Origin of the sequence: Andreprevotia chitinilytica DSM 18519 (assembly GCF_000711875.1) — a bacterium.
In the GTDB taxonomy this organism is placed as follows: Bacteria; Pseudomonadota; Gammaproteobacteria; order Burkholderiales; family Chitinibacteraceae; genus Andreprevotia; species Andreprevotia chitinilytica.
Genome location: NZ_JONM01000006.1, coordinates 236,653 through 253,626 on the forward strand (window position 1 = coordinate 236,653; position 16,974 = coordinate 253,626).

Genomic DNA, 16,974 nt, shown 5'->3' on the forward strand with positions numbered 1-16,974 from the left:
ATCGTCGCCCGCCTCTTCCTAAGCTTGGGGCAAGATGAGAGAATTGTCTCAACCCAAGATTTACAAGGTATTACCATGCTCGACCGTGACGGCTATCGCCCGAACGTCGGCATCATCATCATCAACCGTCAGAATCAGGTGTTCTGGGGCAAGCGTGTGCGTGAGCATTCCTGGCAGTTTCCGCAGGGCGGCATCAAGCAAGGCGAATCCCCGGAACAGGCCATGTTTCGTGAGCTGATGGAAGAAGTGGGGCTCGAACCCCAACAGGTGCAGATCATTGGCCGCACCCGCGATTGGTTGAAGTACGATGTGCCGACCCACTGGGTCCGCCGCGAATGGCGCGGCACTTACAAGGGCCAGAAGCAAATCTGGTTCCTGCTCAGGTTGACTGGCCACGATTCGGACGTCTGTCTGCGTCGCACCAGCCACCCGGAGTTCGACGCCTGGCGCTGGAACGAATACTGGGCGCCGCTTGAGGCGGTGATCGAGTTCAAGCGTGGGGTCTACGAGTCGGCGTTGACCGAATTGTCTCGCTTCCTCGAAGGCTCGCCACGCCGTCTGGCCGGGGGCTGAACGCCCTGTTGTCAACATGAACCCGCCCGGTGCATTGTCCTGATGCACCGGGTTTTTTCTGCCCATCCGCAATGCAGGCCGCTGATGCCGCATGGCGATCCAACCCATAGAACACAGCTTCCAAGCTTGCACTGGAGTGGCGCTTGAACCCGACGCAACGCCTGTCTTTCCCGACCGAACTCCACTGGCGCTCGCTGGCGCTGTTCAACGTCTTTCGCTTGCTGGTACTGATCGCATTGCTGGTGAGCTTCAACTGGCTGTCGCGCCGTACCGCTTTCGAGCCGCAAGACTGGCCGATCTTCATCCAGCTCACCACGGCCTATATCCTGCTGTCGCTGCTGTTCGCCGTCGGCATTGCCCGGCGCTCGCCAGCCTTCCATCTCCAACTGGGTGCGCAGGTGCTGGTCGACGTGTTGTTCATCGTCGGCATGATGCACTTGCTGGGGGGCATCAAGAGCGGGCTCGGCATCCTGCTGTTGCCTTACCTTGCTGCAGCCGGTTTGATCTCGCGCGGGCGGATGTCGCTATTCCACGCTGCGCTGGCGAGTCTGGCCCTGCTCGGGCAGCAGATGTGGCAGTTCTGGCGCGGCGTGGCGAATTCCGAAGAGTTTCTGGTCCCGGCGCTGCTGTGTCTGGCCTGCTTTGCCGTCGCATGGCTGGCGCATCGTCTGGCGCGGCATGCCCAGGCCAGCGAGCGCTTGGCCGAACAGCGTGGTATCGATCTTGCCAACCTGGGCCAGCTGAACGCGCGCATCTTGCAGGATGTGTCGGACGGCGTGCTGGTGGTCGACCACATTGGCCGCATCCGCCAATGCAACGATCAGGCGGTACGCCTGATCGGCCTGCGGCCCGAGCCGGATGCCATGCTGGCGCAGTCCTTGCCCAACGTGGGCGAGGCGCTGGCGGTGTGGCGGAGCGATCCGCAACATGTGCCGCAATTGCTGCAGGTGGCATCGCGCAAGACGCTGCGGCCGCGGTTTGTGGCGTTGTCCGAGTCATCCGACGACGAAGTGCTGATTTATCTGGAAGACATGGATCGCTTGCGGCGCGAGGCGCAGCAATTGAAGCTCGCTGCGCTGGGGCGGCTGACCGCCAATCTGGCCCACGAGATTCGCAACCCGCTCGGGGCGATCTCGCATGCGGCGCAGTTGCTGCGCGAAGAAAACGACGACGACCCACTCGCGGCCCGGCTCACTCAGATCATCAATGAAAATGCCGGCCGGCTGGAGCGGATGGTGCGCGACGTGCTGGAGCTGAACCGGCGCGACCGTGTGCAGATGTCCGCGATCAATCTGGCCGACTGGTTGCCGACCTTTCTGGATGAAGTGCGGCAAGTCGAGTGGATCGATGCGCCGATCATGTTTGCCTGCCCGCATGATGCCGTGATCCGGTTTGATCCGGCCCATTTGCATCAGGTGCTATGGAACCTGCTGCGCAATGGTTGGCGTTATTGCACCAAGCGGCCCGGCAGCCTCGCACTCCGGGTGACCGAGCGCGATGGTCGCTGGCGGCTCGACGTGGTGAACGATGGTCCGCCCGTGCCGGCTGACGCACAGTCGCAACTGTTCGAGCCCTTCTTTACCACCGAGTCGAAAGGCACCGGGCTCGGGCTCTATATTGCGAGAGAAATTTGCGCCGCCAACGCGGCCTTGCTGGAATACCTGCCGCCGCCAGAGGGCGGCGCATGTTTCCGTATCGTGTTCGGGAGACAAGATGGCCAGAAAGTCTAAGGGGACCAAGCGCGTACTCGTGGTGGACGACGAGCGCGATTTGGCTGAGCTGCTGGAATTGACCCTGCTGAAGATGGGGCTGGAGGTCGACAAGGCACACGGCGTGGCCGAGGGGCGCGCGTTGCTGGATGAGAGCCGCTATGACCTCTGTCTGACCGATATGCGCATGCAGGATGGCGAGGGGCTCGATCTGATTCGCCATATCCAGGCGCGCCGGCTGGATGTGCCGGTCGCGGTCATCACCGCCTATGGCAGCACCGAAAATGCCGTGGCCGCACTCAAGTTCGGCGCATTCGACTATCTGGCCAAGCCCGTTTCGCTGGAGCAGCTGCGCACGCTGGTCAAATCCGCCTTGCACACCGAGGAGCCCGCGCCGTCTGGCGAGCAGGAAAGCGGCCCCCGAATGCTGCTGGGCGAGTCTCCCCCCATCAAGCAGGCGCTGGAGCTGATCGACAAACTCGCCCGCAGTCAGGCTCCCGTCTATGTGACTGGTGAATCGGGCTCGGGCAAGGAGCGGGCGGCGCGATTGATCCATGCCAAATCCAACCGCTGCGAGCAGCCCTTCGTAGCCGTCAACTGCGGTGCGATTCCTGAAAACCTGATGGAAAGCGAATTCTTCGGCTACAAGAAAGGCGCATTCACCGGCGCCAACGAAGATCGCGACGGATTTTTTCAGGCGGCGAGCGGTGGCACCTTGTTCCTGGATGAAGTCGCCGATCTGCCGTTGGCGATGCAGGTCAAGCTGTTGCGGGCGATTCAGGAGCGCAAGGTGCGCAAGGTCGGCAGCACGGTTGAAGAAGCCGTGGATGTGCGGCTGATCTCGGCCACGCATCAGAACCTCGGCAAGTGCGTCGAGGCCGGCCGGTTCCGCCAGGATTTGTATTACCGCATCAACGTGATCGAGCTGAAAATGCCGCCGCTGCGTGAGCTGGGCGGCGATATCGAGCTGATTGCCCGTAGCGTGCTGGCCAAACTGGCACGCCAGAACGGCATGACGGAGCCGGTGTTCGATCCGGTCGCGCTGCAGGCGTTATTGCGTTACGAATTTCCCGGCAACGTGCGCGAGCTGGAAAACATGCTCGAACGCGCGCTGGCGTTGTCCGATGGTGAAACCATCCGCCAGGACGATCTGCAGCTCAATCCGTCTGGCAGCGAACCGCTCGGCAGCGCTGACGATGGCGTGGGCACGCTACAGGATTACCTCGACCGGGTGGAAAAACAGGCCATCCTCGAAGCGCTGGAAAAGACTGGCGGCAATCGTACGCAGGCGGCCAAGTTGCTGGGGGTGACGTTCCGCTCGATGCGTTACCGGATGGAGCGGTTGGGGATGAAGGAGTGAGCCGTAGGGCGGGTTGGCAGCTTGCTGCGTAACCCGCCGCATGGCCCTCCGCAACGGCATTGTCCGGCGGGTTACGCACGCTCGCTGAGCGACGTAAACGTCGCACGCCGACTGCTAACCCGCCCTACGAAGCATCCTTTGTAGGAGCGAGCTTGCTCGCGATGGCGACGGTGAAGATACGATGCAATCGCGAGCAAGCTCGCTCCTACATTTAGTTTTGGGGTTGATCCAAAGGCGTGTTCGGCGTGTGTGATTTGGAATCCATTGAAAGAGACGATGCAATGACAAGCACAGCTAGTCCCAACTCCTCACCCCTAACCCCTCACGCCTCGCTGGCACTAGCCAACGGCTGGTGCCAAGGCGCACGCCAAGTCATCAGCCCGAATTTCAGCCCCCGGCCAGCCGGCGTTGCCATCGATCTGGTCGTCATCCACAACATCAGCCTGCCGCCGGGCGAGTTCGGCTCCGATCACGTCGAGCGCTTGTTCACCAACACCATCGACCCCCATGCCGCGCCGGGCTACGCGGATTTGGCGACGTTGCGCGTGTCGGCGCATTTCTTCATCCGCCGCGATGGCGAATTGGTACAGTTTGTTTCCACGCACGAGTCCGCTGCGCACGCGGGCCGATCGCGCTGGGCTGGCCGCGAGCGTTGCAATGATTTCTCTATCGGCATCGAACTCGAAGGCACCGATCACATGCCGTTCGAGGCGGCGCAGTACGAAACGCTGCTGAACCTGTTGCAAGCATTGGCCGTGGCGCATCCACTGCGCGCCATCGTCGGCCACAACGACATTGCTCCCGAACGCAAGACTGATCCGGGCCCCTTTTTTGATTGGTCGCAGGTTTATGCGGCATTGCCGCAACTTAAACCGGAAATATCGCTGTGGGATAAACCGGCAGCGCTATAATCGGCCGACTTTTTAACAGGTTTTTTATCCTCACGATGAGTCATACCCGCCCGCAAGGCCAGGAGTCGAGTCTGGCCGCCTTGTCGCTCGCGGCGCTCGGTGTCGTTTACGGCGACATTGGCACCAGCCCCCTATACACCTTGCAGACCTGCCTGACTGCCAGCAGCACACCGCTGCCGATCATTGCGCAAAATGTCATGGGCATCCTGTCGCTGATCTTCTGGGGCCTGGTGCTGGTGGTCTCGCTCAAGTACGTCATCATCATCTTGCGCGCGGACAATCGGGGCGAGGGCGGCATCCTGTCGCTGATGGCGCTGGCATTGCAAAAGACTGCGGCCGGCTCGCGCAAGGCGGCCATCGTCGCCGCGCTGGGGATTTTCGGTGCCGCGCTGTTCTATGGCGACAGTGTCATCACCCCGGCGATCTCGGTGCTGTCGGCTCTGGAAGGGGTCGGCGTCGTTTCGCATAAGCTGGACCCCTATATCGTGCCGCTGACCATTGCGGTGCTGGTTGGCCTGTTCATCATTCAGGCCAAGGGCACGGCCAGCGTGGGCAAGTTGTTCGGGCCGGTGATGGTGGTGTGGTTCATCATTCTTGGCCTGTTGGGCATTGCGCAGATCATCAAGAACCCCGGCATTCTGGCCGCGATGAGCCCGATGTATGCGTTCCGCTTTGCCGAATTCCATGCCGAGCAGGCATTCGTGCTGCTGGGCGCGGTGGTACTGGCGTTCACCGGTGCCGAAGCGCTGTATGCCGATATGGGCCACTTCGGCCGCCCGGCCATCCGCCGTGCCTGGTTCGGCTTGGTGCTGCCGTCGCTGGTGCTCAATTACTTCGGCCAGGGGGCGTTGCTGCTGTCTGATCCGGCCACGATCAAGAACCCGTTCTTCCTGATGGCGCCGACCTGGGCCTTGGTGCCGATGGTGGTGCTGGCGACGATCGCCACGGTGATTGCCTCGCAAGCCGTGATTTCCGGTGCGTATTCGATGACCAACTCGGCCATCCAGCTTGGCTTCAGCCCGCGCCTCAATCTGCAGCACACCTCTGAGACCGAGATCGGCCAGATCTACATGCCACAGGTGAACTGGCTGCTGCTGATCGCGGTGGTGCTGCTGGTGCTGGCGTTCAAGTCGTCCGCCAACCTCGCTGCGGCTTATGGTCTGGCTGTGACTTGCACGATGGTGATCACGACGCTGCTGGCCTTTATCGTACTGGGTCGCTCGCTGACTGGTGGCAGGCTGCTTGCGTTCCGTATCGTGTTGACCGTGCTGTTCCTGAGTGACGTGCTGCTGTTTGCCTCCAACTTGCTGAAAGTGCCAGAAGGCGGTTGGCTGCCGCTGGTCATCGGCCTAGTGGCATTCACCATCATGATGACCTGGAAGCGCGGCCGCGGCCTCTTGGGCGACAAGCTGCATGAAGGCGAATTGCCGCTGCCGGGCTTTGTCGAAAGCCTGGAAAGCTCGCCGCCGCAACGGGTCGAAGGCGTGGCGATCTTCATGACGGGCAGCAGCGATTCCGTGCCACATGCGCTGTTGCATAACCTCAAGCACAACAAGGTGCTGCACGAGACGATTGTGTTCCTGACGGTACAAACAGCCGACGTACCGTTTGTGCCCAAGCGCGAGCGCATCGTTATCCGCCGGCTGGGTCGTACCTTCTTCCAGGTGATCGCCACCTATGGCTTCAAGGAAGAACCGAACGTGCCGGATATTCTGAGCCAGACCGAAGAGCTGCAGCCCGAGTTGCGTTTCGAACCGATGGAAACCTCGTACTTCCTGTCGCGTGAGACCATCGTGCAGGGCAAGCATCCAGCGATCAGTCGCTGGCGTGCGTGGCTGTTCACGCTCATGGCGCGTAATTCGGTGCGTGCAACCCAGTTCTTCAAGATTCCGCCGAACCGGGTGGTGGAGATGGGGACGCAGGTCGAAATCTAGATCTGACCTACGGAATGAAATCGGCGGCCAATTGATCGATCAATGGCCGCCGTTTTTTTTCGAGGCACGTTAAGCGCGAATCCGTCGCCGCGCCAACTCTTCCAGCCTGATCAACGTGGCGTCCGCCCACGCACTGCCCCGCACTCCGGGTTTGATCCACACCGTCCGCATGCCGAGCCGCTTGGCCGGCTTCAGGTTGTCCCGACTGTCTTCCACCAAAATGCAGCGCCGGGCCTGCAGGCGGAAATACCGTAGCAGCTGTCGGTAGGTACGCATCTGCGGCTTGGGCGCGTAGCCGTCAACGCGATCGACCGAAAATACCCCATCGAAACAATCCGCCACGTCCAGCGCATCCAGCATCGCCTGTGCATAAGCCTGTGGGCCATTTGTGAATACGATCTTGCGCCCGGGTAGCTGTCTCAAGGTGCGCTTCAATCCCGGCATCGGGTGCACCTCCCGCAGCAGCTCGGCCAGCGGGTGGCTTTGCGCCAGGAAGCGTTGCGGGTCGATGTGCGGGTGATGGCGGATCAGCCCAAGGATGGTCGCGCCGTAGCGTTGCCAGTAGTGCACGCGTAGGTGAGACGCGGCGCTGCGTTCGATCTGCAGCGCGTTGGCGATGAAGTCGGTCATGGCCGCATCGATGGTTGGGAAGGCGTGTCGGCTGGCGTCGTGCAGGGTGTTGTCGAGGTCGAACAGCCAGACGGATTGGGATGGGCGGGATTTGAGCGATGGGGGCATAGGAAAGCCGGCATGAAGCCGGCTTGATCAGGATAGAGGACTTGTTCTTAGTGGGGATTCATCGCGGCCGGAATCTGGTGAATATAATGCTCCAGCTGGTCGATGGTGAATTGCTGGTCGGCAATTTTCTCATGCACCAGATCGCCGATCGACAGGATGCCCAGCACCTTTTCGCCATCCAGCACCGGTAAGTGGCGGATGCGCTTTTCGGTCATCAGGCCCAGGCATTCGTCGACGGTGACAGTCGGCGGCACGCAGATCAGCTTGCGCGTCATGATTTCAGAGACCGGCGTGCCAGCGGAGGTCTTGCCCATCAGGATCACTTTGCGGGCGTAATCGCGCTCGGAAAAGATGCCGACGAGCTGAACGCCTTCCATGACCAACAGGGCTCCGACATTCTTTTCAGCCAGGATTTGCAGCGCTTGGTAAACGGTCGCTTGGGGCGGCACGGACAAGATGCCGTGGATGTCCTTGCCGGCAAGCATTTGACGAACGTTCTTCATTGATCGACTCCATGTAACGGCTTGAGCGAGGGGTATTACCACTGTAGTCGTGGCGACCCGACAATCAAGTGAGGAGAACTCACAACCAGGGCGTTGGTGAGATCAGTCGCGACTTGCAAAACCGATGTCATCAGTGCCCGAGCATTTGCGCCAGCAGGCTCCGCACGTGTTCGGTGTCGAACGGCTTGTCGCAAATGGCCGAAACGCCGGCTTCGTGCACGGCGGCGAGCCGTTCCTCATTGCTCTCGCTGGAGACCATCAGCACGGGAATGGTGCTCTGGTGGCTGTGCTTGCGGATGTAGTCGGTCAGCTCCCGGCCATCCATTTCCGGCATGTTGTAATCGGTGACGACCAGATCGAAGCGGTTCTGCTGCAATTCGAAGATGGCGTCCGCGCCGTTTTCCGCCTCCACGAAATGCTCGAAGCCCATTTTCTCCAGCAGCTTGCGCACATGACGGCGCGCGGTGCCGCTGTCGTCCACCAGCAAAACCTTCAAGTCTTCCAGGTGCAGATCCCCGAGCGCTTCCTGTTCCAGATCGGCATTCAGAAAGCTCAAGGTGCTGTTGAAGGCAATCTGCAGCTGCTGCTGGTTGAACGGCTTGGGCAGGATGGCGATGGTGCCGGCCTGGCGGATCGGGTCGAGATAGTGCGGCTTGGTTTCGGACGACACCAGAATGAATGGCGTATCGCTGTTCTCTGCTTCCTTGCGCAACGCGTAGATCAGCTCGGTGCCGGTCATGTCCGGCAGGTACAGCGCGGACAGCAGGACGTCGACCGGCGGGACGGTGCGGATACGGGCAAGCGCCTCCGCGCCGCTGGCGGCGACGTCGATGCGGGTGATGCCCAGTTTGCTCAATTCGTTGCGGATGATCTGCGCCTGAACGGCAGAAGGTTCGACAAGGCAGAGCTGAAGATAGCGAAGCTCGATCATGAAGCGCTCGTAGGCGTTGTATCTACTTATGATCGTGGCATTACCGGGGGGCTTGTCAAGAAAACTTACGGGGTTGGGGTGGACGAAGCAGACGTCTAGAACTGCCGGGGTGCTGAAAGTTACGTAGGGCGGGTTCGTAACCCGCCGCACTTACGGTCGCGCAACGCATGCGGCGGGTTATGCAGCAGGCTGCTAACCCGCCCTACCATGCTGCAAATGACAAGGCTGCTTCGATCAATCCGGTGAGCTGGATTGGCGAAGCGGCCTCGTCGTGTGTCGGGCAGGCTTACTTCGCGCGGATCATCGTGCCCACGCCTTGCTCGGTCAGCACTTCCAGCAGCAGCGCATGCTTCACGCGGCCGTCGATGATGTGCACCGAGTTCACGCCGCTCTTGGCGGCATCGAGGGCCGAAGCGATCTTGGGCATCATGCCGCCGGAGATCGTGCCGTCGGCGAACAACTCGTCGATGCGGCGGGCAGTCAGCTTGGTCAGCAGGTTGCCGTCCTTGTCGAGCACGCCGGGGGTATTGGTCATCAGGATCAGCTTTTCGGCTTTCAGCACTTCGGCCAGTTTGCCGGCCACCAGATCGGCGTTGATGTTGAGGCTCTCGCCTTCGGTATCGACACCGATCGGCGCAATCACTGGAATGAAGTCGGCGGCATCCAGATGGGTCACGATGGCCGGGTCGATCTTGTCGATCTCGCCGACCTGGCCGATATCGACGGTTTCCTCGCCCGCAGCATCCTTCAGGAACATCTTGTGGGCACGGATGAAGTGGCTGTCCTGCCCGGTGAGGCCGATGGCCTTGCCGCCGTGCTTGTTGATCAGCGACACGATTTCTTTATTTACATGGCCGCCGAGCACCATCTCGACCACATCCATGGTTTCGGCATCGGTCACGCGCATGCCTTGGATGAACTCGCCTTTCTTGCCGATGCGATCCAGCAAATCATTGATCTGCGGGCCGCCGCCGTGCACCACCACCGGGTTCATGCCGACCAGCTTCAGCAGCACCACATCGCTGGCGAAGCCTTCTTTCAGCTCCTCATCGATCATCGCGTTGCCGCCGTATTTGATCACGATGGTCTTGTCGAAAAAGCGCTGGATATAGGGCAGTGCTTCGGAAAGGATTTCGGCCTTGTCGAGGGGCGAGATGTCGGTCATGGCAGGGTTCCGATTGGATGGGGCAGAGGGGGTGACGGGATCGGCGCGAATTGTAGCGCCGATGCGGGTTCGGTGGTATTCGGATTGTGTGAATGGCGATGGCGTTGTGAGCGACATCTCACACTTTGCCGCGCACGCATTGGTGAGTGGATTGGATGGTGAGTTCCGCTGCCAAACCCGCCGCCGGTAAGGTGGGTCGACATACATGCTGGATTGGTTGTTGACATTGGCATTATGCCGCCGAGATAATAAATGAACATTCATTTATTAATTGATGGGGACGCATCCCATGCAATGCCCAATCTCCAAACGCTGGTCCCGTCGCAAAGAGGCGCGGCCACAGGAAATTCTTGAAGCCGCGCTCACCTTGTTTGTCGATAAGGGCTTCACTGCCACACGGATCGAAGACATCGCCCGCGAAGCCGGCGTGACCCGCGGTACGCCCTATCTCTATTTCGCCAACAAGGAAGAGATTTTCAAAGCCGTGATCCGCGATCTGCTGCTGCCACAGATCACGGAAGCGGCTGTCCTGTTCGAGGGCTACACCGGCAGCGCGGCGGATCTGCTGCGTGAACTGGTGCGCATCTGGTGGCAGAACATGGGCGAAACGCAGCTCTCGGCGCTGCCCAAGCTGATGATTGCCGAGGGCGGGCAATTCCCTGATGTGATCGAGGTTTACCAGCGCGAATTCATCGAACCCGGTCTGGGGCTCTTCAAGCACGCGCTTGAATACGGCATCGCCCGCGGTGAGTTCCGGCCGGTGGATGTCGCGGTCGCCGCCGAGGTGATGGCCGCGCCAGTGGTGATGGCGATGCTCAATCAATGCGCCAACACACCGTGCAACGGCATCACCGTCGACCCGCAAACCTATCTCGCCACGTTCCTTGATCTCACGCTCGGCGGACTGATGATGCCGCCCCGCGCCGATGGGCCAGTGAGTGCCGAATCCGTTTCTTCATCCTCTTCACCTTCCCGGGAGACTCCCCATGTCTGATCGCTCCGTTTTGCGCCGTACCGTTCTGGTATTGGCCAGTGCCGGCTTGTTGGCCGGTTTGCTCACTGCCTGCAAGGAAGAAGCCAAGGCCGTCGATGAAGTCCGCCCGGTGCGCACCGTGGTGGTGGGGGCGGGTTCGGCCAATGCCGAATCGCAGCTCACGGGTGTGATTCATGCGCGGGTGGAATCGCCGCTGTCGTTCCGCATTGGCGGCAAATTGCTGGAACGCAAAGTGGATGTCGGCGCTCGCGTTGCTGCCGGCCAGGCGCTCGCCCGGCTTGATCCGGCCGATGCCGCCTTGCAGGCCAACGCCGCTTCGGCTCAGTTGTCTGCCGCGAAAACCCAGCTGGCGCAGGCCGAGCTGGACTACAAACGCGCCACTGAACTGCTGGCCAAACATTTCGTCAGCCAAGCCGAGGTGGATCGCAACCAGACCACGCTGAACGCTGCCCGCGATTCGCTGCGGCAGGCCGAAGCGCAAGCGAAGCTGGCCGGCAATCAGGCCGCCTATGCCACGCTGCAGGCCGACGCGCCGGGTGTGATCACGGCGACCAACGCCGAGCCAGGTCAGGTGCTGTCGTCGGGCCAATCGGTGCTCACGCTGGCGCGGGATGGTGCGCGGGAAGTGTTGGTGTCAGTGCCGGAAGGTCAACGCGCCGCGCTCGCCATCGGCAAGTCGGTGAAGGTGAAATTGTGGGCGCAAGACAGCAAAACGTATTCCGGCACGGTGCGTGAGTTATCGCCGGCAGCCGATGCGATGAGCCGCACCTTCGATGCCCGCATCACCCTGGCCGATGCGGATGCCGCCGTACAGCTGGGCATGTCCGCCAGTGTGCTGGTCGATACGCCGCGCAGTGACAAAACCGGCACCGCGCTGTTGCCGCTGACGGCGCTGTTCGACGTGAACGGCCAGAAGAAATTGTGGAAGGTCGATACCAAAACCGCGCAGGTGAGCAGCACCCCGATCAAGGTCGATGCGATTCTGGAAAACGGCGTGATGGTCGAAGGCGTTGCGCCCGGCACCGTGATCGTGACGGCTGGCGTGCATCTGCTGCGTGAGGGGCAAGCCGTGAAAGTGATCGATACCCCGGCCGCAAGCCCGGCCGTCACCGATGTGGCGAAGACGACGACACCGGCCAAGGCAGGGGCGTGACATGCATCCGGAAAATCAAGACACGCACGTCGAGGCACACGTCAGTCGCTTCAACCTCTCCGCCTGGGCACTCACGCACCGCTCGCTGGTGCTCTATCTGATCGTCATCCTGTCGCTGGCCGGCGTGCTGGCGTACACCAAGCTCGGCCAGAAGGAAGACCCGGAATTCACCTTCAAGACCATGGTGGTGCAGGCCTTCTGGCCGGGCGCATCAGCCGGCGAGGTCGAAAAGCAACTGACCGATCCGCTGGAAAAAGCGCTGCAAGGGATGTCCGACGTCGATTACACCAAGAGCTATTCGCGCGCCGGCCAGACCCTGATCATGGTGACCCTGCGCGAAGACATGCCCAGCAAGCGCGTGCCGGAAAACTGGTATCTGGTGCGCAAACGCATCGGCGATATCGCCGGCACCTTGCCGACCGGCACGGTCGGGCCATTCTTCAACGATGAATTCGGCGATACCTACGGCAGCCTGTACGCGTTCACCACCGATGGCTTCAGCTATCCGGAGCTGAAAAAGTATGTCGATGCCGCCCGCACCGAGCTGTTGCGCATTCCCGAGGTCGACAAGGTGGCACTGTTTGGCGAGCAGGATCAGAAGATCTACGTCGAATACGCTGCTGCGAAGCTCGCCAGCCTTGCGATCAGCCCGTTCCAGATCAACCAGATTCTGGCGGCCACCAACACCATCACCCCGGCTGGCACCATCGACGGCCGCGACGAGCGCGTGTTCCTGCGCGTGACTGGCGGTTACGACGCGGTGGAGGTACTCAAGGCCACGCCGATCACCGTCAACGGCAAGACCTTCAAGCTCGGCGATGTCGCACACGTATTCCGCGGCACCATCGATCCGCCGGAATCCAAGGTGCGTTATCAGGGGCACGAGTCGATTGCGCTCGGTATTTCGATGCGCAAGGGCGGCAACGTGTTGAAGATGGGCGAGCAGATCGACGCCACGCTCAAACGCGTCAAGGCCAACTTGCCGGTCGGTATCGAGCTGCATGCCGTTTCGGATCAGCCGGCAGTGGTGCACGACGCAGTCAATATCTTCATGGAATCGCTGCTGGAGGCCGTGGCCATTGTGCTGGCGGTGAGCTTCCTCAGTCTGGGCTGGCGCACTGGTATCGTGGTGGCGCTGTCGATCCCGCTGGTATTGGCGCTGACTTTCCTCGCCATGTGGTACTTCGGCATCGAGCTGCAGCGCATCTCGTTCGGGGCGCTGGTGATTGCGCTGGGCTTGTTGGTCGATGACGCGATCATCGCGGTCGAAATGATGGCGCTGAAGCTGGAAGAAGGCTGGGATCGCTTCCGCGCCGCCACCTTCGCTTATTCATCCACTGCGTTTCCGATGCTGACCGGCACGCTGATCACTGTTGCAGGCTTCTTGCCGGTCGGTCTAGCGAAGTCGAATGCTGGTGAATACACCTTCTCGATCTTCGCCGTGGTCGGTATCGCGCTGGTGCTGTCTTGGATCGTTGCCGTGTTGTTTACCCCGTATCTCGGTTACCAGCTGCTGCCGGAAGTGCCCAAGGATGGGCATCACGACGCGCATCAAGGCAAGTTCTATCGCCTGTTCCGCTCGCTGGTCACCTGGTGCGTGACATGGCGCAAGACGACGATCGCCATCACGGTCGGGGCGTTCGTCCTCTCGATCGGCCTGTTCGCCGCCTTCGTGCCGCAGCAGTTCTTCCCGGCTTCGTCGCGGCCGGAGCTGATGGTCGATCTGTGGTTGCCGTACACGGCGTCCTACGAGGCGACCGAGCGCGAAGTGAAAAAGCTGGAAGCAGAACTCGCCAAGGACAAAGGCATCGTCAGCGTGACGAGCTATGTCGGCACCGGTTCGCCGCGTTATTACCTGCCGCTCGACCAGCAGCTGCCGAACCTGAACTACGCGCAGCTGACGGTGATGACCAAGAACGAGAAGGTGCGCGAAGACGTCTACAAGCACATCTCCACCTTGTTCGAGAACGATTACGCCCAGGTGCGCGGCCGCGTCACCCGACTAGAGAACGGCCCGCCAGTGGGTTATCCGCTGCAGTTCCGCATCTCTGGCCAAGACCCGGCGGTGTTGCGCAAGGCGGGCGAGCAAGTGGCGGCGATCATGCGGCAGAACCCCTACAGCCGCACGGTCAACTTCGATTGGGGCGAGCATGTGAAGGTGCTGCGGCTCAAGGTGGATCAGGATCGCCTGCGGTTGGCCGGCCTCACCTCGCAACAACTGGCGCAAACGCTGCAAATGGCTGTGTCCGGCGTGACGGCAACGCAATATCGCGAAGACAACAATCTGATCGATATCGTCAGCCGTCTGGAGCCGGATGAGCGCAAATCGCTCACCAGCGTGCAGAACCTGCCGATCCAGCTGGGTAACGGCAAGACGGTGCCGTTGTCGCAAATCGCCAAAATCGAACTCGAAAGCGAAGAGAGCCTGATCTGGCGCCGCAATCGCGTGCCGACGCTATCCGTGCGGGCTGATGTCAGCGGCGCGCAGGCGCCGGACGTTGCTATGGCTTTGTGGCCGAAGGTGCAAGAGGTGGAAGCGAAACTGCCACCGGGATATCACATCGAGATCGGCGGCACGCTGGAAGCCTCCAAGACCAGCCAGGATTCGATCAGCGCGGTGATGCCGCTGATGCTGATCGTGGTGATGACGCTGCTGATGCTGCAATTGCAAAGTATCCAGCGGATGATCATCGTCCTCTTGACCGCGCCGCTGGGCATGATCGGCGTGACGATGTCGTTGCTGTTGTTCCGGGCTCCGTTCGGCTTCGTGGCAACGCTGGGTGTGATCGCGCTGTCCGGTATGATCATGCGCAATTCGGTGATCCTGATGGATCAGATCGAGCAGCATATCCGGCAGGGTGATGCGCCATGGAAGGCAGTGATCGAATCGGCGGTGCGGCGTTTCCGCCCCATCATGCTGACGGCGGCCGCTGCGATCCTGGCGATGATCCCGCTCACACAAGATACGTTGTGGGGGCCGATGGCGATGGCCATCATGGGCGGCCTCCTGGTGGCGACGGTGCTGACCTTGCTGTTCCTGCCTGCGCTGTACGCGGCGTGGTTCCGCGTCAAGCAATCCCCTGCGCTTCAAATCGAGAATTGATCTGGATAAAAGATGATGAAAAGAACATTGCTTGCTTTGAGTCTGGCTGCGCTGACTCCTAATCTATTCGCGGCGGATTTGCTCGAATCCTGGCGCGCCGCCCAGCAATACGACGCGACGTTCGCCGCCGCCAAGTCAACGCTCTACGCCGGCCGTGAGAAGGCCGAGCAGGGCAAGGCGTTGTGGTTGCCCAAGGTGTCGCTGGCCGGCAGTGCCGAGGCAGTCAAGAGCGATTACAAACCGGGCAATCCGGCCGTGCCGTCGGCCGATGGCAGCGGCGGGCAATATGGCCTGACGGTCTCTGCCTCCCAGCCGCTCTATCACGGCGAGTTGTCCGCCAGCGCCGATCAATTGCGCAAGCAGACGGATCTGGCCGAGCTGGCCTACAAGAGTGCCGAACAGGATCTGATCCTGCGCGTGGCGCGGGCGTATTTCGATGTGAAGGAGGCCGAATCGAAGGTTGATCTGGCTGCGGCGCAAAAATCAGCGGTCGCCCTGCAGCTGGAACAGGCGAAAAAGATGTTTGAGGTCGGCACGGCCACGATTACCGATACCAATGAGGCGCAAGCACAATACGACGCGATCATTTCATCGGAAATTGCTTATGCCAATGATCTGGAAGTCAAACGCAATGCCTTCGCTCAACTCACCGCGCTCGATCCGAATCGTTTGGCTGGCGTGGCCGATCTCAAGCCGCAACCGCCACAGCCGAATGCGCTGAACAGTTGGCTGGATCAGGCGCCGAACAGCATTAGCTTGCAGACCCAGCAACTCAATCTGGATATCGCCAAACGCGAAATCGACAAGTACACGCTGCAGAATGCGCCGACGCTCGATCTCGTAGCGAGCTACGGTAGCCAATGGCAGAGCAGCGGTATATCCAAGTCTGGCGGGATGGACCGCACCAATAGCGGCATCATTGGGGTACAGCTATCGATCCCGCTCTATACCGGTGGCAATCGCAGTTCCCAATTGCGTGAAGCCGTTTCCAAGGAAGACGCGCAACGGCAGACGGTAGAGGCCACCCGGCGCGCGGCAATTCAACAAACCAAACAGGCGTTTCTAGGTGTGCAAAGCGGCGCGGCACAGGTGACGGCGTTGGAACAATCACTCAAATCGGCGGGGAGTTTGCTTGATTCAACCAAGCTTGGCCGCGATGTGGGTGTGCGTACCACGGTGGACGTTCTTAACGCCCAGCAAAGCTATTTTCTGACCCGATATAACCTCGTTTCGGCCCGCTACGAATATCTATTCAGCCGGCTGCAATTGGCCTCTGCGGTCGGGATTTTGTCTGAGGCGGATTTGCAGTCCATCAATGGCTGGCTAAAAAACGACAATCCAAAATAAATGAAGGTGAAAATCGGGCTTGAATTGGCAATCGAGTGCACGCATAATCCATCAGGTAATGAATGCACTCTGTCCGATCAGGAGATTTAACAATGGATTTGTCCAGCTACAACCTGCCGCAACTTTACCAACTGCAGAAAGACATTGACCGCGAAATCGAAAACCGCAAGGTAACCGACAAGCACAACCTGCTGGTTGAAATCCAGAACTTGGCCGCTGCCAAGGGCTTCTCGCTGAATGAAGTGTTCGGCGCAGAAGTAGGTAAGAAGGCCGGCAAGAAAGCCCCTTCTGCTGGTAAAGCTCAATTCCGCAATCCGGCGGATGCCAACCAGACTTGGTCCGGCCGTGGCCGCAAGCCGCAGTGGGCGCTGGATTGGATCAACAGCGGTAAATCGATCGACGATCTGCGCATCTAATTATCCGGACGCGCAGTACGATCTAAAAAAAGGGCAGCTTGGCTGCCCTTTTTTTATTGAACCAGCGTTCTATTGAACCCGTTCCCTCGCGATTTTGTACAATCAGCCCTGGCTGGTCCCTTATCTACTCCAAAGCA

Annotated in this window: 14 protein-coding genes; 10 read left to right on the forward strand and 4 right to left on the reverse strand. The window is 60.4% G+C overall.

Annotation, left to right across the window (positions count from 1 at the left end; genetic code table 11):
* Nucleotides 1-75: 75 nt before the first annotated feature.
* The 5 genes from BR41_RS10465 (at nt 76) to BR41_RS10485 (ending at nt 6,487) form a co-directional block, all read left to right on the forward strand.
* A complete protein-coding gene (locus BR41_RS10465) occupies nt 76-573 on the forward strand; it encodes an RNA pyrophosphohydrolase (RefSeq protein WP_035055930.1) in 498 nt (165 codons plus the stop codon).
* Between the two features lie 143 nt (nt 574-716).
* Entirely contained in the window at nt 717-2,303 is a 1,587-nt protein-coding gene (locus tag BR41_RS10470; protein WP_051710663.1) for a sensor histidine kinase, read from the forward strand.
* A complete protein-coding gene (locus BR41_RS10475) occupies nt 2,287-3,642 on the forward strand; it encodes a sigma-54-dependent transcriptional regulator (protein WP_035055931.1) in 1,356 nt (451 codons plus the stop codon). Before BR41_RS10470 ends, BR41_RS10475 begins: the two co-directional genes overlap by 17 nt.
* Before the next feature lie 281 nt (nt 3,643-3,923).
* The gene (gene ampD, locus BR41_RS10480) at nt 3,924-4,553 is read left to right on the forward strand and encodes a 1,6-anhydro-N-acetylmuramyl-L-alanine amidase AmpD (protein ID WP_051710665.1); all 630 of its coding nucleotides are present in this window, start codon (nt 3,924-3,926) and stop codon (nt 4,551-4,553) included.
* 35 nt (nt 4,554-4,588) lie between these two features.
* The gene (locus BR41_RS10485) at nt 4,589-6,487 is read left to right on the forward strand and encodes a potassium transporter Kup (RefSeq protein WP_035055932.1); all 1,899 of its coding nucleotides are present in this window, start codon (nt 4,589-4,591) and stop codon (nt 6,485-6,487) included.
* A gap of 69 nt (nt 6,488-6,556) precedes the next feature.
* Here BR41_RS10485 and BR41_RS10490 read toward each other — a convergent pair whose 3' ends face one another.
* The 4 genes from BR41_RS10490 to argB all read right to left on the reverse strand — a co-directional run bounded on the left by BR41_RS10490 (nt 6,557) and on the right by argB (nt 9,824).
* Entirely contained in the window at nt 6,557-7,225 is a 669-nt protein-coding gene (locus tag BR41_RS10490; protein WP_051710666.1) for a pyrimidine 5'-nucleotidase, read from the reverse strand.
* A 47-nt stretch (nt 7,226-7,272) separates the two neighbouring features.
* Complete coding sequence (locus BR41_RS10495) at nt 7,273-7,728, reverse strand: CBS domain-containing protein (protein ID WP_035055933.1); 456 nt, start codon at nt 7,726-7,728, stop codon at nt 7,273-7,275.
* A 130-nt stretch (nt 7,729-7,858) separates the two neighbouring features.
* Nucleotides 7,859-8,659 (reverse strand): response regulator, encoded by an 801-nt coding sequence (locus BR41_RS10500; protein WP_035055935.1) that lies wholly within the window; start codon nt 8,657-8,659, stop codon nt 7,859-7,861.
* A 286-nt stretch (nt 8,660-8,945) separates the two neighbouring features.
* The gene (argB, locus tag BR41_RS10505; RefSeq protein ID WP_035055936.1) at nt 8,946-9,824 is read right to left on the reverse strand and encodes an acetylglutamate kinase; all 879 of its coding nucleotides are present in this window, start codon (nt 9,822-9,824) and stop codon (nt 8,946-8,948) included.
* Between the two features lie 289 nt (nt 9,825-10,113).
* Here argB and BR41_RS10510 point away from each other — a divergent pair, with 289 nt between their 5' ends.
* The 5 genes from BR41_RS10510 (at nt 10,114) to BR41_RS10530 (ending at nt 16,837) form a co-directional block, all read left to right on the forward strand.
* Entirely contained in the window at nt 10,114-10,818 is a 705-nt protein-coding gene (locus BR41_RS10510; RefSeq protein ID WP_245615850.1) for a TetR/AcrR family transcriptional regulator, read from the forward strand.
* Nucleotides 10,811-11,971 carry an efflux RND transporter periplasmic adaptor subunit gene (locus BR41_RS10515; protein ID WP_051710669.1) on the forward strand — a complete coding sequence of 387 codons (1,161 nt, stop codon included), beginning with the start codon at nt 10,811-10,813 and terminating at the stop codon, nt 11,969-11,971. The genes BR41_RS10510 and BR41_RS10515 overlap by 8 nt, the downstream gene beginning before the upstream one ends.
* Nucleotide 11,972: 1 nt before the next feature.
* Nucleotides 11,973-15,074, forward strand: coding sequence for an efflux RND transporter permease subunit (locus tag BR41_RS10520; protein ID WP_051710670.1), 3,102 nt, complete (start codon nt 11,973-11,975; stop codon nt 15,072-15,074).
* Nucleotides 15,075-15,086: 12 nt separating this feature from the next.
* Nucleotides 15,087-16,421, forward strand: coding sequence for a TolC family outer membrane protein (locus BR41_RS10525; protein WP_051710673.1), 1,335 nt, complete (start codon nt 15,087-15,089; stop codon nt 16,419-16,421).
* Nucleotides 16,422-16,513: 92 nt separating this feature from the next.
* On the forward strand, nt 16,514-16,837 hold the full coding sequence (locus BR41_RS10530) for an H-NS histone family protein (protein WP_035055938.1): 324 nt from the start codon (nt 16,514-16,516) through the stop codon (nt 16,835-16,837).
* Nucleotides 16,838-16,974: the final 137 nt, after the last annotated feature.